This is a genomic window from Streptomyces sp. AC512_CC834 (genome assembly GCF_019049325.1).
GTDB lineage: Bacteria > Actinomycetota > Actinomycetes > Streptomycetales > Streptomycetaceae > Streptomyces.
This window is the reverse complement of record NZ_JAGMUO010000065.1, coordinates 85,201-103,703: the sequence shown is the minus strand read 5'-3', so window position 1 is coordinate 103,703 and position 18,503 is coordinate 85,201. Positions and strand designations below refer to the sequence as shown.

The window sequence follows — 18,503 nt, the reverse complement described above, 5'->3', positions numbered from 1 at the left end:
CGACCCCGCCGGGATATCGAACACATGTGTTTCGGTCGTTCCCGAAATCCCGGGACAGAGCGCGTGACGGCGTGTGGTGGATGCACGGACCCAAAGACGGCAACGGGTGTGCGGAGCAGGGCGGTTGGCCGAATCGCCGACGTTGGTGGGGGCAGCGCCGGGACGGGGCGGTGAGGTGGTCCCGAGCGGGGTGGTGGTGTGCGGATAGGCTGCGTCGGTCGAGAAGTCGATCGGAGTTCACCTGTGAGTCATCCACGTCTGGGGATCGCGATCCTCACCATGGGCAACCGGCCCGCCGCATTGCGGTCCCTGCTGGAGTCGGTGGCTCATCAGACGCTGCCGGCCGCGCGGATCGTGGTGGTCGGCAATGGCAGCGCGCTGCCGGAACTGCCCGCGGGAGTGGACGGGGTGGAGCTGGACGAGAACCTGGGCGTGTCCGGTGGCAGAAACGTGGCCGTCGCGCACCTGCGGGCACACGGTGACGTGGACGTCGTCGTCGACCTGGACGACGACGGACTGCTCACGGGCACGGACGTGTTCGCGAAGCTGGCCTCGATGTACGAGGGCGATCAGCGGCTGGGGATCGTGTCGTTCCGGATCGCCGACGAGCGCGGCCGCACCCAGCGTCGGCATGTGCCGCGGCTGCGGGCCAGGGACCCGATGCGCGGCGGTGAGGTGACGACGTTCCTGGGCGGCGGGCATGCGCTCTCGATGCGGATGCTGGAGCGGATCGGCGGCTGGCCGGACGCGTTCTTCTTCACCCATGAGGAGACTGATCTGGCGTGGCGGGCGCTGGATGACGGGTGGCGGGTGGTGTACGAGCCGTCGCTGCTGCTCCAGCACCCCTGGACGTCACCGGCCCGGCATGCGGTCTACTACCGGATGACGGCCCGCAACCGGGTGTGGCTCGCCAAACGGCATCTGCCGGCCCTGCTGGTCCCGGCCTACCTCGGGGTGTGGACCCTGCTGACCGTGGCGCGGACGCGCTCGTGGGGCGGGCTGCGGGCCTGGGCGGCGGGCTTCGCCGAAGGGGTGCGCGTGTCGGGCGGCCCGCGTCGGCCGATGCGGTGGGCAACCGTGGCACGAATGACGCGCTTGGGCCGCCCACCGGTCATTTGAATGGTGTGGCGGAAGGCCGTGACGAGGCAGGTCTCAGCGGTGTGCGGGGCTGTGCCGTCCACGAACCACAACCGCTCGGGCCCGGTCGGAGCGAGTCCGAGGCAGACGCATTGGCGGTCCGTCGCGCTGCAGGGCGCGCGTCAACCCCGTAGTAGCGCCGGGTACGGACTCAGTCCTCCGCGTCGGAAAACCTCTGCGCGAGGTCGCGATGCGTGTCTGCTGCCGGCTTTGCCTCGGCGGGACTGATGGTCGATCCCGGCATGCGGCTCAAGCGGTCGACCTGCTCCGCGAAGCGCTGGTGCTCGCGCCGCGCGTGCTCACGGCAGGCGAGGCAGGTGACACGATCCGGACGCGGAGAGGTCATGGCATACGGCACCCGTAGCCCGCATCCAGTGGTGACGAGGCTCGGCAGGTCTCCGGCCAGGCCGAACGTGGCTGCCACCGTGTTGCGGACAGCGGCATCGCCGGCCACCACCTTCGAATCCACATGGATGTGCGGATCGTTCTCGCTCATGGGCACTCCTCGCTCCCGCGACTGGACGCACCGGAAGTGCTGCCGCCCCGGGCGGCGTCCTGCACGATGAGTCTGCCATGTGCAGCGCGGCTCGGCCCCGGCCGGTTAACGCGGCTGCACGTTGTGGTGCTGGGAGCCTGCCTGCTCCAAGGCGTCCTCGTAGGCGTGCAGGGCGGTGATGACCGTGGAGCGTTCCGCAGGGTCGAGACCGCGCATGACGCGTGTCCAGGCGGAGGCGCTGCCGGACAGCCACTCGCCGATCGGTGCGGCGAAGGCAGGGGCGATGGCGATGATGCGACGGCGGCGGTCGTCGGGATCGGCGGCGCGCCGCAGGATGCCGAGCCGCGACAGCTCGCCAACCATGAGGCTGACGGTCGTCGGCGCCACCTCCAGCCGGGCCGCCAGCTCATTGACGCTGGTGGGGCCGTCGTACTCCAGGTGGGCCAGGAGCGCGAGGTGTCGCGGCGCCAGGTCCATGCCCTGGAGCGCCGCCGGAATGGGCAGGCGCTTGGCGCGGCCGACGAGCCGTGGCATGAGCAACAGCAGGGTGCGGACGGCCTCTTCGACGGCTGGACCGTCCGGTTCTGTGGACATCAGTGATCTCTTCCAAGTACCTTTGCAAACAAAAGCTTTAGATTCAAAGGGAACGAGGTTCACTATGCCGCATCTGACCGTCCACCTTCCAGAGAGCAGGCTGACCGGTAGGGAACCCGTGCTCGTCGCCGCACTGACCGACGCGATTGCCGATGTCTATGGCGAGTGGGCCCGCGACCTCGTAAGTGTCCGGCTGGCCGGAGTGCCCGCAGGCCGTTTCGCGCAGGGCGGCAAGGCCGTGGACACGAAAGCCTCGGTCGTCCTGGGCGTCCGCGTCGGCGTCTTCGACCGCCCCGACGCCGCCCGGGTCACCGCGCGCCTCGGCGCCGCGCTCACCGACGCGATCGCACGCGTCATCGGCGATGACCTCCGCCCCGGCACCATGGTCGAACTCGTCGCGTCACCACCGGAACGAACCTTCGTCGGCGGCGCCCACGCCGTGTGACCCCCCGCCTGGGCCACTTCACGAACTGCCCTTCCGTATCCGCCCCGGTGGCGGGCGTCGCGGAAGCGGCCGGTTGTGCTGCCGGCCGGGAGCAGATCGTCCTCCGCGATCCCGGCGACGGGCATGAGCCCGGGCGCGTGGCAGGCAACGCCGGCGGTCGTGTCGCGCGCCGGCCGCGGACCTCGCCCCCGGGGGGCCGACCTGCTAACTTCCTTCGGAGTCCAGTTGACGCAAGAGTCCGCGGTTGTCGGTGCGTACCCATTCCTCGACGAGGCGTCCTCGGTCGTCCCAGCGGAAGATGTTGATCAGGTCGAACACGACGCGTTTGCCGTTGGGCGGCAGCGGTCCGGCCGGTGACTGGGTGAACTCACGGACGAAGGTGCCTTCGATCCACGTCTGGCAGGCCATGTGGTCGCCTTCGGACACCACGATGCCGCGCCGGATCGACCGGTCGTCGAAGGCCTCGCGCACTGACGCGAAGTAGGCGGTGAGTCCGGCGAAGTCCGACTCGAAGCCGTCCGGCCCGTGGAAGCGGAACCTTTCCGTATCGAAATACGCCGCGGCCTCGGCGGGATCCTCGCCCGACACCTCCAGCTCACCGGCCCGAACCAGACGTGCCACGAGGTCGTTTCGATTGAATCGCTGTGTCATGTCGCCATCCTGCCTCCGCCCAGCCATGCGGTCCAATGATACTTACGCACGATGTCCATGACGGATGCGCATGTTAGGTTCCAGTCATGGCTGAGTTCACCCTCGCGGGCCTCCGCGTCGTTCACCAGGTCGCCGCCGCGGGATCGTTCACCCGGGCCGCCGAGGTGCTCGGCTACACACAGTCGGCCATCTCCCGTCAGGTCGCTGCCACGGAGGCGGCGGCCGGGGCGCCGATCTTCGACCGGAGGCGACGAGGCGTGGCGCTCACCCCGGCGGGTCAGGTGCTCGTCCGCCGTGCGGGAGAGATTCTCGCCGATTTGGCGGCGACCGAGCTGGAACTCGCCGGCCTGCGCGACCGGCTCGCGGGCCGCCTCGCGGTCGGGTCCTACCCCACTGCCGCCATGGCGTTGGTCCCGCGAGCGATGGCGGAGGTGACCGCCGGCCATCCGGGTCTCGCCGTCGTGGTGGAGGAAGCCTCGACGCCCGCCCTGGTCCGTCGGCTACGGACCGGCAGGCTGGAAGTGGCCGTCATCGGGGTCGGTCACGGCCTGCCGGACTATGACCTGAGCGAACTGCGTCAGACGGCAGTACTCCAAGGCGACCTGCTGGTGGTCGTCCCGGACACGCACCGGTTCGCGGGCCACGACCGCATCACCGTGTCGGACCTGGCCCACGAACAGTGGGTTGCCGGGGACGGCGCGGCAGGCGAGCCGCAGTTCGGAGCCTGGCCGACCTTGTCGGACCCCCACATCGCCCACACCGCCCGCGGCTGGTCCACACGCCTCGGCCTGGTCGCGGCAGGCCTGGGCATCACTGTCATCCCTGACCTGGCCCTTCCGGCCCTGCCGAGGGGCGTACGGGCCGTGGCCGTCACCGACAGCCACTGGCCCGGCCGTGCGACAGTCGTTGTGACCCGGCCGAGCCCCTCTGCCCAGGCACAAGCGATGGTGGCGGCCCTGCAGAATCAGGCCGTCAGTCTCCACGACGCCTGACTCCGGAGCGGCTCGGTCCTCCGCCCCTTCGTGGGGCCTCGTCCCGGCGTGAGAGGGGTCGAACCTTTTGCTCTTCCCGGCTCGGCAGGCGTACCGGAAGGGAGGCGGTCTTCCCGAAGCACACCGACGACGAGTTCTCCCCGAGCCCTGAGGACGGGCATTCCCAACAGTGTGTACGACACGCCTTCCGGCGAGCCCCGTCGAGCCGCTTCCTGGCCGGAGCACACCCCCCTACCGCTTCTGGCCGGCCCCGCTCTCCAGTCGCTGTGCGGCCCGCTCCCCGCGCCGACTCACGGGTTCGACGCCCCATGCCTCACCCAGACCGGCCGGTGGCATGTCGACATAGATCGACTCGTACGAACCGGCCGGGACGACATACGTCTCGTGCCAGATCCCCACGGCGCCGTTGCTGCCCCGCACCCGGCGGTTGAACGCCGCCCACGCGGGCCGGTGTTGCCCGCCCTGGTCGGAGGCGTAGGCGAGCAGCTTCTCGCTCGACTCCCAGTACTGGACGATGGACTGCACTCGGGAACCGCCGCCGCCCAGTCCGCGGTGGCCCAGCAGCCCGCTGTCGCCGTCCTTCGAGAGCTCCTTGAGCATGCGCAGCATCGCGGCCACGGCCGGTAGCCAGTGGCGCACGGCCCGCCAGCGGTTGATCCGCATTCCGATGAGGAAGACGACGACATCGCCCTCGGCCGCGGCGGTGACCCGTTGCCCAGGTGCCGGTGGAACACGCATGAGATTCTCCGCTCAGTGTTGGATAGCGGCGCCATCCATGCTTGGATAGTGGCACTGTTTTACGGAAGGAGCAAGGCATGTGGCTGGCGGAGTTGAGTGAACGCAGCGGTGTGAACACCGCTACGATCAAGTACTACCTGCGCGAAGGGCTGCTCCAGCCCGGGCGCCGAATCTCCGCCACCCAGGCCGAGTACGGAGAGAGCCACCTGCGGCGGCTGCGCCTGGTACGGGCGCTGATCCAGATCGGCAGGGTGCCCGTGGCCGCCGCACGCGAGGTGATCATTGCCGCGGAGGACGAGTCCCTTGACCACCACCAGCGGCTGGGTGCGGTGACCATGGCGCTGCCGCCCCGCTCCGAGGAACCCGCCGAGGACGACCCCGCGGTGGAGGTCGCCCGCGGCTCGGTGGAGGGGCTGCTGGAGCACCTGGGCTGGTCCTCCGAATCGGGCCTGAGCATGCTCAATCCCGACCACCGGCGGCTCATCGACTCGGTCGCCGCGCTGGTCCGGCTCGGCTATCCCTGCGACATCGAGCAACTGCTCCCGTACGGACACCTGGCAGCGCAACTGGCAGTCACCGACCTGGACATGGTCGAGGCGCAGCCGACCGAGGCCGAGCAGGTCGAGGCGGCCGTCGCTCTTACGGTGCTGTACGAACCGGTGCTCCTGAGCCTGCGGCGCATGGCCCACGCGGAGGAGTCGGCCCGGCGGTTCTGAGGGCCGTACCCCCGTGCGGGAACGCCACCCCCGTGCGGAACGCCCTTACCCCGCGGACGATGCCGGCGGCGCAAGGGTTTTGGGGGACTCGCCGACGTTCATTGAGTCGTGCGGGTCAGGCCGCAGACCTTGCCGCCTCCGCCTCTGCGGCACGGGCGAGGCGCTCGACCCAGTCCTGGTGATAGCGGTAAAGCGCACCGGGATGCTTACGTCCGAGTTCCTCGACGAAGAAGGGGCCCTGCTGTGTTTCCTCGGTCAACACGTGACAACCATCGTCCGTAGGTGTGATGACCCAGCCGTGGTATGCGCTCGAACCCGTTTCGTCGCCGTCGACTGTCGTCTCCCACGCGAGCCTGGCGAACGGCTCATACTCCGTCACGTCGAGAGTCATGGAGAATCCAACCGTCACTCGGCTGAAGTTGGTTCCGAGAGCCAGTTCCGACTCACCGGTCAGGATCTTGACGCGATCCTCGGGAGGGAAGTAGCTCGACCAGTTCTCGGCGTCGACGAGCAGCTTCCACACCACTTCGGGCGGCGCCTTCACGTCGATGTCATTGAGCGCGTAGAGCGCCGACAGTTTCGGGTCATACCGTTCGGGCCAAGCAACTTTGGCATACATCACACGTTTTTCCATTCTGGATGTCCTGGCGAGAGCACTTCTATGCGCCTCGCGAGTCAACCGGCTTGATTTTCACGCCCGCTCGCCACCTCGGCAAGCGCCGCGAGAAGGTTCTCGTGCGTGCGCCAAAAGACTTCGGGATCCTGCTTCGCCAATTCGATCCAGAGCGGTCCCTGCATCGTCTCCTCGGTCCAGAGATGGCTCCCCTTCGCCGTGGGTGTGATGATCCAGGCGTGGTAAGCCCTGGATGCTTCCGAAGCCTTGGGAAACCCGCCCCAGGCGATACGCGTCTCAGGCTGGAACTCCTGTACGGAGGCGAAGACGTCCTGGCCGGCCAGGTTGGTTTCGAATCGAGTTCCGAGGCGCAGCGAATCGTGGCCGTCAAGGAGTTGGACCTGTCCGACGCCCGGGTAGAAGGTGGACCAGGTTCCAGGGTGCACGAGCAGGGACCAGATTGTTTCCGGCGAGGCCTCGACCTCGAGCTCGTTGGTGAAGTGGATGGGGGAGCGGCTGGGGGCCATGGCCTCCGGCCAATTTATCGCTTCGAACATGGAAATCTCCAAACGTTCGACCGCTCCCTGGCGGTCATGTATTCGCGACTTCGCCGGTGGATGACGCTTCATGCGCGGCTGAGTGCCACCGCGTTTCTGACGGCGTCCAGGCCCGCGGCGTGCTCAACGACGGGCTCGTAACCGAGCTCGACTACGGCCTTGTCCGTCCGCAAGGTGCACTGCTGCCCGAGGAACCATCGAGCGGGAACGGGGACCTCGACGGCGGCGGTCTCGGCGTCCATGTCGGGGATCGGGACATCGACGCCATAGATCTCGAACTGCGTCTCCAGGAACTCGCGGAGGGTGACGCGGTGCCGGTCGGTGACGAAGTAGGCCTGACCCGGCCGGCCGCGCTGCCATCCGAGCACGAGTCCCTCGACGGCGTTCTCGACGAACGTGACGTCGGTTGTGTGCCCGCCTCCGTCGATCCAGGCGAACTGCCCCGCCCTCGCTGCCGCGACCAGGCCCTCGACGAGGAAGCTGTCGGGACCCCAGACGAACCGCGGGCGAATCGACACCGTGGCGAAGCCCGGGGTATTCGCGTCGAGCACGATCTTCTCGGCCACGGCCTTCACGGCACTGTAAGCGGCTTCCGAGTCGGGCCGTAGCGGCGCGGTCTCGTCGACCTCGACGAGCGGCGCACCGGCGAGCAGCGCGGCTTCGCTCCCGCAGTGGACGAAACGTGGAACCCGCGCGTAACGGGCGGCATCGACGGCTGCCCGGGTGCCGCGAACCGTCACCAGCTCATGGCGTTCACGGTCGGCGGCGACATCCGTCTCGGCGGCGAGGTGGAACACCACATCACTGCCCGTCACATCGTTCCGCCACGTGAGCGGGTCGGTCAACTCGCCCCGTACGGGCTTTGCGCCCAGCGCCGAGATCTTCGCAGCCGATGCCTCACTTCGAACCAGAACACCCACCGAGTGCCCCGCGCCGAGGAGCCGGCGTACCAGCACCTGGCCGATGAACCCGGAACCGCCGGTAACGAACACCTGTGCCATGAACCTCTCCTTCGCTCTGTGTGAGCCCCCTCGCCGACCGTGGGCGAGAAGGTCTCGTGGGTTGGAGCAACCAGGGATCCGGATGACTTCCCTCAACCACAGTCATGGTTCGAAGGCCTGCGATAAAATTCATGGATGGCTTCCCTGCGGGCACTGGAGTGCCTTGTCGCCGTCGCGGACTCCGGATCGATCACCCAGGCCGCGCTGCTGCTGCATTCGTCGCAACCGGCTGTCTCTCATCAGCTTGCTTCGTTGGAACGCGAGACCCGGACGGTCCTGCTCCGTCGCGAGCCTCGGGGGGTCAAGCTCACTTCCGCGGGGCGTGCCGCCGTCGCGGATGCCAGACGAGCGATCGAAGCGGCCGCTTCCGCGGTGCGGTCGGCACGTGCGGCGGGTCAAGCGGCCGGGGGCGTCCTGCGACTGGTCTGTGCGCAGAGCCTCACGGTGCCGCTGCTCGCTGCCGTCATTCGTCAGTGGCATCGCAGCCGTCCGGAGGTCGCGATCACCCTGCGCGAGTCCACCGCGATGGACGAGGCACTCGGCCTCGTCGACTCCGACGAAGTCGACGTGGCGGTGCTGACCGCTCCCTCGGCCGGCCGTTTCACGATCACCGCCGTCGCGGAGGAGGAGATCGTGTTGGCGACACCCGTCGACCATCGGCTGGCCGAGCAGTCGTCGGTACGCCTTGAGGATCTTGAAGGTGCGCCGCTCGTCCACTTCACCCCGGACAACGGCCTCAGCGCCTGGCTCGACCAGTCCTTCGCCCGCGCGGGAGTCAGCCCGGAGACGGTGATGAGGACATCCGTGACCGCGACGGCACCGCAGCTCGCGGCTGCCGGATTGGGAGTCGCCGTGTGTCCCGTGAGCGCGGTAAGTCACGGCTTTCCGGGAGCAGTACGATCGTTCTCTCCGCGATGGGTCAGGCAACTGGCGGCGGTGACGTCCACAAAACCGGATCCGCTCGTCGCACGCTTCATCGGCGATCTGCGCAGTCACGGCATGAGTGTGCCTCTCGATGTGCGGACTCAGCTCGCACAGGACGGTCTTCCGGACGAGACGTCACGGCCGTCCTCCTGAGCGACGCCGCGCAGCCGACGGCTGCGCCCGCCGACGCGGTGGGGATCTCATGGATCAGACGGACGACCATCTGACCCTTCCAAACCTTCTTGTGCCCGTCACGGTGCGAGCTGCTCCATAAGGGCACAACGTGTGACGCGTAGCCGCCCCAGTCGCCGGTCGCGGTCGTTACGGCACCACGCCCCCATGACGGGATCAGAGGGTGAGGACGAGCTTGCCCTGGAGGTGACCGCCGTCGAGCAGCCGGTGTGCGTCGGCGACGCGCTCGAACGGGAACGTCTCCCGCACGTGCACCCGGAGCCTGCCCTGTTCGTGGCCCCCGCCACGCAAGGACGCGGCATCGGCCGCCTGCTCATCGCCGCAGCGATCGACCGCGCCAGGGCACTCGGTGGGGCACGGCTGTTCCTCGGTACGAACACCAAGCTGGCCCCCGCCATCCACCTCTACGAGGACGCGGGGTTCGTCAGAATCACCCGCAACCGTCTCCCCGTGTCCGACTACTACGCCCGCGCCGACGTCCTCATGGAACTGCTGTGACGAGTGTGGGCGCTGGACGGGGCTGATACGTGCACGGCCGCCCACTTCGGCTCTTACAGCGCGCCCATGACGATGTCCGGCACCCGACGGAGCTGGCGCAGCGGAGACGCCGCTCAACGTTCTGGCATGAGGAGAATCTATCGCAACGCGTACTTCTATCGATGATCGGACGGGAAGGGCGGTATCTCCCTGGCTGTTGGACTGTTCACCCAGAAGACGGCCGCCGACGGGCTGGATCACCTCGTCAGCGTCGCCACGGAGCGAGGCAACGGGCCGGTCGCCTCCCTTGAGCGCCGCGCGCTGCTGTTCTTCTCGGGCCCGGCCGCGTGGCGGCCGGCGCCGGAACTGGCAACGCGACACAAGTGAAGAGCAACAAAGGAGTAGGAGCACTCACCATGAGCAACATCAGCATCATCGGCCTGGGGCAAATGGCCCGCGTCCTCGCTGCCCGCGCACTCGCCGGCGCCAACGCCGTCGAGGTCATCGGCCGTGACGCGGCCAAGGCCGCGGACGTGGCCGGCGCGCTCGGCCACGGCGCCAGTGCGGGAACAGCAGGCGCGGCCCCAGCCGGAGACATCGTCATCCTCGCCGTGCCCCACGGCAGTGCCGTGCCGCTTGTCAGCCAGTACGGGGACGCACTGGCCGGCAAGGTCGTCGTCGACATCACGAACCCCTTCAACCCCAGTGCCACCGGGGTTGTCACCCCTGACGGCACCTCCGTCGCGCAGGAGGTTGCCCAGGCCGCCCCAGAGAGCGCCCACGTCGTCAAGGCGTTCAACACCGTCTTCGGCCACGTCCTGGCCCAGGGACGCCCGCTGGACGTGTTCATTGCCGGTGACGACGTGCAGGCCAAGGCGAGCACGGCAGCGTTCATCGAGAGCATCGGACTGCGTCCGATGGACACCGGCGACCTGAAGATGGCTCAGTGGCTGGAGGGAGCCGGCGTGCTGATGATGGGGCTGGGACGCCATGGCGTAGGCAACTACAACTTCTCCCTCGGCGTCGACATAGCCGACTGAGCGCGCCTCTGCGCCCGCCGGGCCGCCACGCCCGCTGGGACGGGCCGGGGCCGATCCTCTCCATCGGGTCACCGTAGGGCCTTGCCCCACCTGCGGTGGCGCGCATCCTGCGCGTGCGCCCCGGCGACCTCCTCGGCCGACGAGCAGCCAGCCCCGCCCCCGCCCCGGTGCTCGGTGCCCGTCCGATCCGGATCCGCCTGCTGTTCACGCCCGGCGCAGTGCGGAGCGGCCCGCGAACAGGGCGGATGAGTTGGTTGTACTTGCCGACGCCGGTGCGGATGCCCTCGCGCACCAGTGCTTCGTTGGTGCAGAACACGTCATCGCCGGTGAGCCGGCAGCGGTCACCGACGCGGGCAGTCAGCTCGCGCCATCCGTGGAGGTCGTTCTCCGCCATCGGGTCTTCGTCGGCGTGCTCGGTGGGGGTGCGGCGCACGCCTTCGCCCGAGTAGTCGTACACGCCGCGGTGGAAGAACTCTGACGACGCCGGGTCCATGACCAGGCCGATGTCCGTGCCAGCGCGGGGCGCCGCGCCGCACCACTCGCTCTGAGCGCCGACGCCAGTCAGCAGGTCCGTGGGTTCCTGTCGCTGTCCTGATCGGCCGACTGAAACAGTTCGACGACACGTTCCTCGTACCGGACGCGGGCCGGGGAGAAGTCGTACGGCATCTTGCCGATGGCCTCCATCACGCTCATCCCCGCCCCGTCTTCTGCCTCGCCGGCGTGCTCGTCCTCCCGGTCCAGGAGGACGTTGAGGGCCTCTTCCAGGCCGGATCTTTCGATGGCGGCTGCCAGGGCGGCCTCGTGATCACATCGCTGGGCGGCCAGGTCTTCGATGCGGGGGTCGTCGGGGGACATGGCGTCGCCCAGGGCCGCCTCGGCCTCGGCCAGTCGGTCCTCCTCGGCCCGCAGCCCGGGGTGGGTGGCCAGGACGATGAACCGGTCGGCCTGGACAGCGGCGCCCAGAGGGCCGAAGATGCGCTCTGTGACCAGGAGGGTATCGAGGTCGGCCGAGCGCAGGGCTCCGGGCGGTAGATCGCGCAGACGACCAGTGACCAGCGGTGAGAGCAGGCCCAGGGGACTGCCCACCTCGCGGAGACGGTTCACGGCGGCCCGCTGGGCCTCGATGGCGGCAGCCTTGGAAGCGAGGGAATCCTCCAGGCGGGCCAGGGACTGCTCGATGCCGGTGGTGCCCCTAAAGGCGGCGTGGATGTCATCCAGGGAGATATCCGCATCGGCCATCCTGCGGATCCACAGCAGGCGGATCATGTCGTCGTATCCGTAGCGGCGGCGGTCATCGCTGCCGCGTTCCGGTTCGGCGAGGAGCCCGATGGCGTGGTAGTGGCGGATGGCGCGGGGTGTGGTCCCGGCGAACGCGGCGGCATCGCCGATCTTGACCCGGCGGGGAATCGAAGGAAGGGGCATGCGAGGAAACCTCTCAATGTCGTGCTCGCCGCCTACTGGACCACATGCCGCTACGGCACATGCAAACCTCTCTGTCCTGGGGGCGCCTGTACTCCCGCACCGTCAAAGTCGTACACCTGCCCGGGCGTCGGCGCAGCCGCAGCGCGCTCCCCGGTGAGCTGTTCACTGACCCGCTCAAGAACCCGTTCAGCGGCCCCGAGTTCGTCGTGCTCGGCTGGTACCTCCGCCAACTGCTCGGCGAACCGACCGGGCTGACGGACGATCCATGCTGTAAACGGCGGAGGCTCACTGTCGCGCACCTGGACGATCTGCTGGACGGGGCTGACACGCTCGGACAGCGACACGGGGATCGCATCGATCACTCCCCGTTGATCGATTCCGCCGGAAAAGTACCTCAACTACCGAGGTGTCTACAACGGGCTGTGGATGTGGGCCATGAATGGCAGGTGCGAGCCGGCGTCCACCGCTCCAGTGGCGCAGGCCGACGCCGACGAGGACCTGAGCTGGTCGGGTTCGGCGGGCTCCACCAGCGTGTGGGCTCACCAGCAGGTGGTCGGGGTCCGTGAAGAGGCCCCGGTCGGCGAGCCGGGCGACCACACCGTCGGCCGGTCCGCTGCGGACTGACCGGTCTGCCCCGGCGCGGCACCGAGATGTGCAGGTCACGCCGGGAACAGTCGGTGCGTTCGGCGCGTTGGACGAGCTGACCACCTTGCGCCGCACGGGCAAGGACACGCAGGCCACACGCTTGTGCGCCCCGAGAGGATCAGGGCCACGGGATCGCAGTACGCCCGCTGCGCGGTCGGACCAAGACGTACTTCTGCAGAAGGACTGTTTCATGACCAATCGGCCACTGACCCTCATGGCAGTGCACGCCCACCCTGACGACGAGGCCACCGGAACCGGAGGGATCCTCGCGCGGTATGCGTCGGAGGGCATCCGCACGGTTCTCGTGACGTGTACCGACGGCGGCTGCGGTGATGGACCGGGAGGCGTCAAGCCGGGCGATCCCGGACACGATCCGAAGGCCGTCGCCTTGATGCGCCGTCAAGAACTCGAGGCCAGTTGTGACGTCCTGAAGATCAGCGATCTGGAGATGCTGGACTATGCCGACTCCGGGATGGTCGGCTGGCCCAGCAACGACGCTCCTGGATCCTTCTGGCAGACCCCCGTGGAAGAAGGCGCCGCCCGACTCGCGGAACTCATGCGGCTCTACCGGCCCGACGTGGTCGTCACCTACGACGAGAACGGCTTTTACGGTCATCCCGACCACATCCAGGCCCACCGCATCACGATGGCGGCAGTGGAGATGACCGAACTGACACCGAAGGTGTACTGGACGACGATGCCCCGCTCGGGGATACAGCGCTTCGGTGAGATCATGCGCGAGTTTGATGAGGACATGCCTGAGCCGGATCCTGCCGAGGCCGCGGCGATGGCCGAGATCGGCCTCCCCGACGACGAGATCACCACGTGGGTGGACACCACAGCGTTCAGCGGTCAGAAGTTCGATGCGCTCGCCGCGCACGCCAGCCAGGGGGAGAACATCTTCTTCCTCAGGATGGGCAAGGAGCGGTTCGGCGAGCTGATGGGCGTGGAGACCTTCGTGCGTGTCCAGGACACCACCGACGCGGCCGTACCGGAGAGTGATCTCTTCGCCGGACTGCGTTGAAATTCACCGTCCGACCTGGAGACGTCCAGGTGATCTCAGGGCGGCTGGTGCGGGAGCAGGGGAGGGGGAACTCCCGCACCAGCCGGCTACCTGCGCCGCACCCACGCAGTTCCTAGGCGGTGGAGCAGACGCGACCCGGGACCGGTCCACCGGCACATCACACCGAGCCGGCACCAGCACCGTCACCGATTGCGGCGCTGACAGAAGACCGCGTCTCGGCAGATGCGCAGAATTCCCGGCAGGCCCTCGGAGCGTCATCCAGTCGTAGTGCGTTACTTGGACGCCGTCCGGCGTGTCGTAGGGGCGTCCAGGTGCACCACGACGGTGGTGTAGAAGCGGTTTACGGCGTCGTCGACGCTGCGGATGAAACCGGTCTCGGCGTTGCCGCGGCCGCTTCCCATGCTCTTGAGCAGGGACAGGCGGAACCCGGTGATCTTGGTGACGTTGTCCTTGGGAAGCAGGTCTGCCGGCTCGGGGCGGAGCCGCTCCAGTGTGCCGCGGGGGCCTCCGGTGTCGCTGTCGACGAGGGTTTCGACGTGGAGGTCCGCCGGTGCTTCGGACAGCCGCCGTACGAGTCGCTTGGCCCAGCTCAGGGGGTAGCCCTGCTCGGGGGTCGGGATTTCGATACCGGTGCGCAGTTTGCCGGTTCGCAGGTCGGCGCTGATGGCCAGGACGCCGGGGGTGCCGTCGATGCGTAGCTCTGCCTGGAGCCGTCCGTGGAGGCAGAGTTGGTCGGCGAGGCGGATTCGGCGTTCGGTGGGGTCCGTTCCGCGCTTGGCGCGTTGGACGGGCAGGACCTTCTGTCCGAGTTCGCCGCCCAGTCTGAGACAGACCTGGCGAATGAGCCGCTCCCAGTTCTCGACGACCTCCAGTGCTCTGGCATCGCCCTGGCAGAGCGTTTCGTCGTCGATCCCGTTTCGTACGGGGACCCAGGCGGGTCCCATGTTCTGGAAGCCGTGGCAGCCGGAGTTCTCGTGCTGCAGGTAATGCAGCAGTTCCTGCAGAAGCCAGGCGTGCGCCGCGTTGCTCACTCCCTCATGTCTGATCAGCATCTGCGCCTGGTGGGCGACTTCTGCCCAGGACATGTGCCAGAGGGCCACCTTGTGCTTGCGGCGCTTGTCGATCTTGACATCGATGAGAGGGCGGCCCTCCAGCGCGACGTCGTTCGTCAGCGTGATCACGGCTTCGTAACCCCGTCGGGCGGCGATGTCCATGTATGCCTGCACCTGGTCGGCCTTGAGCGCGTTGCCGTTGGTCTTCGTCTCGACCAGCGCGGTCCACAGCTTGCCGGCCCGCTCGACGCGGATCACACCGTCCGGGCGGCGCGGGTTGTCCCCATGTGGCAGGGACACCTCTGTGAACGTCTCCATGCTGCCCGCCGGCGCTCCGAACCCGGCGGTGAGTCTCCTGCTGAACTCCGGCACTTGCGCCATCACTGACAGCAGGACCGAGGTGGCGCGCGTCTCACGGTCCCGGTCGCTCTTGAGCACCGAGACCGGGAAGAGCCTGGCCTGCTTCCAGGAGTCGTTCTCCGCCAGGGACTTCTTGACCGCCTTGGGAAGGGTGACCTTCTTCTTCGCGGTGCGAGGGCGAGCGGCCGACTTGGCCGGCTCAGCGACCTCTTCCTCAGGCCGGCGAGGAGCGGGGATGGCCTCCAGCGTCGCCTGCCGGGCGGGCTCCTCGGTCGGCGCCGGACCCGGCTCATCCGCCTGCGGGGCGCCCGCGGCACTCTCGAGTGCTCCTTCCGCCTCCGTGTCCGCATCGTCCTCGATGTCGACCCCGAAGTCCGTCGCCAGTCCTGCGAGACCGGCTTCATAGCCCTGCCCGACGGCACGGAATTTCCATCCCTCGCCTCGCCTGTACAGCTCACCGAAGATCACCGCCGTCACAGAGCCGACGTCATCGACGGAGAACCGCAGGAGGTTCTCGCCGGCGGCGTCGGCCAGGGTGATCCTCACGTCCTCCAGCTCACCGAAGCGTGCTCCGCCGTACCTGCTCGCAGCGAGGACGACCCGGTCGATCCCGGACGCGACGGCGGTGAGATCGAAGCTGATGCGGTCCTCGCTGCCGTCCGCCGTCGGCGTCTTGCCCAGAAGCTGCACGCTTCCGTCAGCGGCCACGGGATGGTTGTAGAAGTAGAAGTCCCCGTCGTCGCGCACCTTGCCGTTTGCGTCCAGAAGCAGGACGGACACATCCGCGTCGCCCTCGCCGGTAGGGCTGCCCCAGCTCAGACTGACGATCACTGAACCGACGCTGTCACTCAGGTCCGCCAGGGCCACGTTCGACCCCTTGATCATTTCCTGCACGAATCCCCCAACGGCGCACCCTGGGCATGCGGAAGAGCCCGCCCCATCTGTCCCATGCGCGACACAAGATGCTGAGTCGCGTGGAGAAGACTGTAATACGCACAGAGCTCAATCGTGTAGATTCTGTGAAGTCGGGGGTAACGAGACGCCGACCGTTGGCGGGTGGGACCCGATCGGCGTCCCCGGCTGAGCACGGTGTGCTCGTCGGGTCGACGCGGCCGCCCTGCCGGACGGACCGTGCGTCCGCCAAGCGCGAGGCGGATCAGTGCTCCTGAACTCCTCGACCGGTACCGCCCCTTGCGACGAGCCGGTGAGGGATGGTCAGGTCCAGGGCCGGTACCTCGTTTCCGGGCTGTAGATGCGATCGGCCAGGCGCTGCAGGGCGCGTTCGGCGATCTGCCGCTTGTCGGGGGAGACGGTCGTCGGCATTGCCGGGCGGGCAGGACCTGGGCTGCCGGGACCCCACGACCACGGGCACACGTGCGGGGCCGCGCTGTGCTTCGGACGCCAGGTTCGCGTAGTCAACGTCCGTTCTCCTGGAAGCATGCTAAATTCTCTGACTTGAACATGATTTCCATTATCGAGAGAAAGTGTAGGTAGGCCACGTGCTTCCGCCCTCGACCTCCCTACCGTCGGCGAACACGGAGAGGGCCGGACCGGCCGACGCGCCGGCGGCCGCACCGCAGGCGGCTGTGAAAGGCCGGCCCGCCTCCCGCAAGGCCCTGCTGGTCGGTTGCGCGGTGTTGACCGCGGTCCTGCTCGTCTCCGTCGTCGTCGCCATCGGTCTGGGCCCCGCCGTCATCGGTCCGGGGGAGACCGCTCACCATCTGTGGGCAGCACTCAGCGGCGGTCGCGTCGGCGCGGAGGAGGTGACGACGTACCAGATCATCTGGCAGATCCGCACGCCGCGAGTGCTGCTCGCGGCACTGGTGGGGGCCGGGCTGAGCGCGATCGGAGTGGCGATTCAAGCCATGGTGCGCAACGCGTTGGCCGACCCCTTCGTCCTCGGCGTCTCGTCGGGCGCCTCCGTAGGCGCCGTCGGGGTCACGGTCACCGGAGGGCTGGCGGCACTGGGGATCTACGCGGTCTCCGTCGGCGCCTTCATCGGTGCCCTTGTCGCCTCGCTCCTGGTGTACGCCGCTTCCTCCCACCGGGGCGCCCTCTCACCGCTGCGACTCGTTCTGACGGGTGTGGCCATGTCACTCGGCTTCCAGGCGGTGATGAGCCTGATCGTCTACTTCGCGCCGGACAGTGAGGCGACAAGCATGATCCTGTACTGGACGATGGGCAGCTTCGGCGCCGCGACCTGGGGCGCGCTGCCCGTCGTGTCCGTGGTGGTGATCGCCGGACTGGCGGTCCTGTACCGGTACGGACGGGTGCTCGACGTCCTCTCCCTCGGCGACGAGACCGCCACGAGCCTGGGTGTCGGTCCTGACCGGCATCGCAAGGCGCTCCTGGTTCTCGTCTCGCTCGTCACGGGCGTCATGGTCGCTGTCAGCGGCGCCGTCGCATTCGTCGGACTCGTCATGCCGCATGTGGTGCGCATGGCCGTCGGTGCCACGCACGCCCGCGTGCTCGCCGTCACCCCACTGGCCGGAGCGATCTTCATGGTGTGGGTCGACCTGGCGGCACGAACCCTGGTCGCCCCGCGCGAGCTACCGCTCGGAGTCATCACCGCGCTCGTGGGGGTGCCCGTCTTCATCGCCCTGATGCGCCGCCGGGGTTACACATTCGGGGGCCGCTGACATGGACCTGAGACTCGACGAACTCTCCGTCGCGATCGACGGCACGAGCCTCGTACGCGGACTGTCCCTGGAAGTGGCCGACGGGCAGGTCGTGGGCCTTGTCGGTCCGAACGGAAGCGGCAAGTCGACCGCGCTGCGGTGCGTGTACCGGGCGCTGCGTCCCAGCTCAGGGACCGTCTGGGTGGGCGAGCATGACCTGACCCGGCTGCCGTTGCGCCACAGTGCGCAGAGCATCGCGGCGATGACGCAGGACGGCGGGGTCGACTTCGACTTCACGGTCGAGGAGGTCGTCGCACTCGGACGCGCGCCCCATCTGCGCGGCAACCAGGCACTCAGTGGCCGGGAGCGCGAACTGTGCGAGCGGGCGATGGACCAACTCGACATCGGGCACCTCGCGCACCGGGGCGTTCTGACGCTGTCGGGCGGGGAGCGCCAGCGCGTCCTCCTGGCCCGCGCGCTCGTGCAGGAGCCGAGAATCCTCGTCCTAGACGAGCCGACCAATCATCTGGACGTACGCCACCAGGTCCACCTCCTCTCGCTCCTGCGCGGTTGTGGCCTCACCGTCCTCGTCGTCCTGCACGACCTCAACCTCGCCGCCGCGGCCTGCGATCGACTCGGCGTGCTCTCCCAGGGCCGCCTGGTCGCTTCCGGCGCACCCGCGGACGTGCTCACGACGCAGTTGGTCGGCGACGTCTTCGGTGTCAGGGCCAGCGTCGTTCCACACCCGCTGACCGGCGATCCCCAGCTCTTGTATTCGCTCGACTCCACCCGCTGAAAGGCCACTGACA

At 68.3% G+C, this 18,503-nt stretch carries 22 protein-coding genes and 1 pseudogene; 11 read left to right on the top strand and 12 right to left on the bottom strand.

All coding sequences use genetic code 11. From position 1 onward, the window contains the following. The first annotated feature begins 243 nt into the window (after positions 1-243). Positions 244-1,119 (top strand): glycosyltransferase family 2 protein, encoded by an 876-nt coding sequence (locus KUM40_RS22650; RefSeq protein ID WP_217167846.1) that lies wholly within the window; start codon positions 244-246, stop codon positions 1,117-1,119. A gap of 169 nt (positions 1,120-1,288) precedes the next feature. On the opposite strand, the gene KUM40_RS22645 is transcribed toward KUM40_RS22650, so the two are convergent. Then, a complete protein-coding gene (locus tag KUM40_RS22645) occupies positions 1,289-1,633 on the bottom strand; it encodes a hypothetical protein (protein WP_217167845.1) in 345 nt (114 codons plus the stop codon). 105 nt (positions 1,634-1,738) lie between these two features. Continuing rightward, positions 1,739-2,227, bottom strand: coding sequence for a MarR family winged helix-turn-helix transcriptional regulator (locus KUM40_RS22640; RefSeq protein ID WP_217167844.1), 489 nt, complete (start codon positions 2,225-2,227; stop codon positions 1,739-1,741). A 64-nt stretch (positions 2,228-2,291) separates the two neighbouring features. On the opposite strand from KUM40_RS22640, the gene KUM40_RS22635 reads away from it, so the two are divergent. Beyond that, entirely contained in the window at positions 2,292-2,672 is a 381-nt protein-coding gene (locus tag KUM40_RS22635; RefSeq protein WP_217167843.1) for a tautomerase family protein, read from the top strand. 204 nt (positions 2,673-2,876) lie between these two features. Here the strand turns inward: KUM40_RS22635 and KUM40_RS22630 are convergent, their stop codons facing one another. Then, complete coding sequence (locus KUM40_RS22630; protein WP_308401214.1) at positions 2,877-3,293, bottom strand: ester cyclase; 417 nt, start codon at positions 3,291-3,293, stop codon at positions 2,877-2,879. Between the two features lie 116 nt (positions 3,294-3,409). Here KUM40_RS22630 and KUM40_RS22625 point away from each other — a divergent pair, with 116 nt between their 5' ends. Beyond that, positions 3,410-4,315, top strand: coding sequence for a LysR family transcriptional regulator (locus KUM40_RS22625; protein WP_217167842.1), 906 nt, complete (start codon positions 3,410-3,412; stop codon positions 4,313-4,315). 231 nt (positions 4,316-4,546) lie between these two features. Here KUM40_RS22625 and KUM40_RS22620 read toward each other — a convergent pair whose 3' ends face one another. After that, positions 4,547-5,053, bottom strand: a complete 507-nt coding sequence (locus KUM40_RS22620) for a DUF4188 domain-containing protein (RefSeq protein WP_217167841.1) — start codon at positions 5,051-5,053, stop codon at positions 4,547-4,549. 77 nt (positions 5,054-5,130) lie between these two features. Between KUM40_RS22620 and KUM40_RS22615 the strand changes: the two genes are divergently transcribed. After that, a complete protein-coding gene (locus tag KUM40_RS22615) occupies positions 5,131-5,769 on the top strand; it encodes a MerR family transcriptional regulator (protein WP_217167840.1) in 639 nt (212 codons plus the stop codon). Positions 5,770-5,884: 115 nt separating this feature from the next. On the opposite strand, the gene KUM40_RS22610 is transcribed toward KUM40_RS22615, so the two are convergent. From KUM40_RS22610 to KUM40_RS22600, 3 genes are all read right to left on the bottom strand, one after another. Further along, complete coding sequence (locus KUM40_RS22610) at positions 5,885-6,403, bottom strand: SRPBCC domain-containing protein (protein WP_217167839.1); 519 nt, start codon at positions 6,401-6,403, stop codon at positions 5,885-5,887. Positions 6,404-6,444: 41 nt separating this feature from the next. Then, positions 6,445-6,939 (bottom strand): SRPBCC domain-containing protein, encoded by a 495-nt coding sequence (locus tag KUM40_RS22605; RefSeq protein WP_217167838.1) that lies wholly within the window; start codon positions 6,937-6,939, stop codon positions 6,445-6,447. 68 nt (positions 6,940-7,007) lie between these two features. Continuing rightward, positions 7,008-7,940, bottom strand: coding sequence for an NAD(P)-dependent oxidoreductase (locus KUM40_RS22600; RefSeq protein WP_217167837.1), 933 nt, complete (start codon positions 7,938-7,940; stop codon positions 7,008-7,010). Positions 7,941-8,075: 135 nt separating this feature from the next. Here KUM40_RS22600 and KUM40_RS22595 point away from each other — a divergent pair, with 135 nt between their 5' ends. Further along, positions 8,076-9,017 carry a LysR family transcriptional regulator gene (locus KUM40_RS22595; RefSeq protein WP_217167836.1) on the top strand — a complete coding sequence of 314 codons (942 nt, stop codon included), beginning with the start codon at positions 8,076-8,078 and terminating at the stop codon, positions 9,015-9,017. A gap of 195 nt (positions 9,018-9,212) precedes the next feature. Here the strand turns inward: KUM40_RS22595 and KUM40_RS22590 are convergent, their stop codons facing one another. Beyond that, positions 9,213-9,305: a zinc-binding dehydrogenase gene (locus KUM40_RS22590; protein WP_308401213.1), complete on the bottom strand. Its 93-nt coding sequence runs from the start codon at positions 9,303-9,305 to the stop codon at positions 9,213-9,215. On the opposite strand from KUM40_RS22590, the gene KUM40_RS22585 reads away from it, so the two are divergent. Both KUM40_RS22585 and KUM40_RS22580 read left to right on the top strand, forming a co-directional pair. Continuing rightward, on the top strand, positions 9,264-9,554 hold the full coding sequence (locus KUM40_RS22585; protein ID WP_308401212.1) for a GNAT family N-acetyltransferase: 291 nt from the start codon (positions 9,264-9,266) through the stop codon (positions 9,552-9,554). The genes KUM40_RS22590 and KUM40_RS22585 overlap by 42 nt on opposite strands. A 362-nt stretch (positions 9,555-9,916) precedes the next feature. Beyond that, on the top strand, positions 9,917-10,573 hold the full coding sequence (locus KUM40_RS22580; RefSeq protein ID WP_308401211.1) for an NAD(P)-binding domain-containing protein: 657 nt from the start codon (positions 9,917-9,919) through the stop codon (positions 10,571-10,573). A 247-nt stretch (positions 10,574-10,820) separates the two neighbouring features. Here KUM40_RS22580 and eno read toward each other — a convergent pair. The 3 genes and pseudogenes from eno to KUM40_RS22565 all read right to left on the bottom strand — a co-directional run. Next, positions 10,821-11,093: pseudogene (gene eno, locus KUM40_RS22575) on the bottom strand (phosphopyruvate hydratase); the annotation flags it as partial. Between the two features lie 41 nt (positions 11,094-11,134). Then, a complete protein-coding gene (locus KUM40_RS22570; protein WP_217167833.1) occupies positions 11,135-11,995 on the bottom strand; it encodes a MerR family transcriptional regulator in 861 nt (286 codons plus the stop codon). Positions 11,996-12,045: 50 nt separating this feature from the next. Continuing rightward, a complete protein-coding gene (locus KUM40_RS22565; protein ID WP_217168609.1) occupies positions 12,046-12,357 on the bottom strand; it encodes a hypothetical protein in 312 nt (103 codons plus the stop codon). A gap of 73 nt (positions 12,358-12,430) precedes the next feature. On the opposite strand from KUM40_RS22565, the gene KUM40_RS22560 reads away from it, so the two are divergent. Together KUM40_RS22560 and KUM40_RS22555 are read left to right on the top strand one after the other, a co-directional pair. Beyond that, a complete protein-coding gene (locus KUM40_RS22560; RefSeq protein WP_217167832.1) occupies positions 12,431-12,619 on the top strand; it encodes a hypothetical protein in 189 nt (62 codons plus the stop codon). A gap of 211 nt (positions 12,620-12,830) precedes the next feature. Beyond that, a complete protein-coding gene (locus tag KUM40_RS22555) occupies positions 12,831-13,664 on the top strand; it encodes a PIG-L family deacetylase (RefSeq protein WP_217168560.1) in 834 nt (277 codons plus the stop codon). Positions 13,665-13,936: 272 nt separating this feature from the next. Here the strand turns inward: KUM40_RS22555 and KUM40_RS22550 are convergent, their stop codons facing one another. Beyond that, positions 13,937-15,961, bottom strand: a complete 2,025-nt coding sequence (locus KUM40_RS22550; RefSeq protein ID WP_217167831.1) for a TerD family protein — start codon at positions 15,959-15,961, stop codon at positions 13,937-13,939. Positions 15,962-16,695: 734 nt separating this feature from the next. On the opposite strand from KUM40_RS22550, the gene KUM40_RS22540 reads away from it, so the two are divergent. After that, positions 16,696-17,715 (top strand): iron ABC transporter permease, encoded by a 1,020-nt coding sequence (locus KUM40_RS22540; RefSeq protein WP_217168559.1) that lies wholly within the window; start codon positions 16,696-16,698, stop codon positions 17,713-17,715. 1 nt (position 17,716) lies between these two features. Beyond that, on the top strand, positions 17,717-18,490 hold the full coding sequence (locus KUM40_RS22535; RefSeq protein ID WP_217167830.1) for an ABC transporter ATP-binding protein: 774 nt from the start codon (positions 17,717-17,719) through the stop codon (positions 18,488-18,490). The last annotated feature ends 13 nt before the right edge of the window (positions 18,491-18,503 follow it).

What these genes read in the sequence shown, in the direction of transcription:
- KUM40_RS22645 (WP_217167845.1), bottom strand. Translation starts at nt 1,633, where the DNA reads ATGAGCGAGAACGATCCGCACATCCATGTGGATTCGAAGGTGGTGGCC.
- KUM40_RS22640 (WP_217167844.1), bottom strand. Translation starts at nt 2,227, where the DNA reads ATGTCCACAGAACCGGACGGTCCAGCCGTCGAAGAGGCCGTCCGCACC.
- KUM40_RS22635 (WP_217167843.1), top strand. Translation starts at nt 2,292, where the DNA reads ATGCCGCATCTGACCGTCCACCTTCCAGAGAGCAGGCTGACCGGTAGG.
- KUM40_RS22625 (WP_217167842.1), top strand. Translation starts at nt 3,410, where the DNA reads ATGGCTGAGTTCACCCTCGCGGGCCTCCGCGTCGTTCACCAGGTCGCC.
- KUM40_RS22620 (WP_217167841.1), bottom strand. Translation starts at nt 5,053, where the DNA reads ATGCGTGTTCCACCGGCACCTGGGCAACGGGTCACCGCCGCGGCCGAG.
- KUM40_RS22615 (WP_217167840.1), top strand. Translation starts at nt 5,131, where the DNA reads ATGTGGCTGGCGGAGTTGAGTGAACGCAGCGGTGTGAACACCGCTACG.
- KUM40_RS22610 (WP_217167839.1), bottom strand. Translation starts at nt 6,403, where the DNA reads ATGGAAAAACGTGTGATGTATGCCAAAGTTGCTTGGCCCGAACGGTAT.
- KUM40_RS22605 (WP_217167838.1), bottom strand. Translation starts at nt 6,939, where the DNA reads ATGTTCGAAGCGATAAATTGGCCGGAGGCCATGGCCCCCAGCCGCTCC.
- KUM40_RS22600 (WP_217167837.1), bottom strand. Translation starts at nt 7,940, where the DNA reads ATGGCACAGGTGTTCGTTACCGGCGGTTCCGGGTTCATCGGCCAGGTG.
- KUM40_RS22595 (WP_217167836.1), top strand. Translation starts at nt 8,076, where the DNA reads ATGGCTTCCCTGCGGGCACTGGAGTGCCTTGTCGCCGTCGCGGACTCC.
- KUM40_RS22570 (WP_217167833.1), bottom strand. Translation starts at nt 11,995, where the DNA reads ATGCCCCTTCCTTCGATTCCCCGCCGGGTCAAGATCGGCGATGCCGCC.
- KUM40_RS22560 (WP_217167832.1), top strand. Translation starts at nt 12,431, where the DNA reads ATGAATGGCAGGTGCGAGCCGGCGTCCACCGCTCCAGTGGCGCAGGCC.
- KUM40_RS22555 (WP_217168560.1), top strand. Translation starts at nt 12,831, where the DNA reads ATGACCAATCGGCCACTGACCCTCATGGCAGTGCACGCCCACCCTGAC.
- KUM40_RS22550 (WP_217167831.1), bottom strand. Translation starts at nt 15,961, where the DNA reads ATGATCAAGGGGTCGAACGTGGCCCTGGCGGACCTGAGTGACAGCGTC.
- KUM40_RS22535 (WP_217167830.1), top strand. Translation starts at nt 17,717, where the DNA reads ATGGACCTGAGACTCGACGAACTCTCCGTCGCGATCGACGGCACGAGC.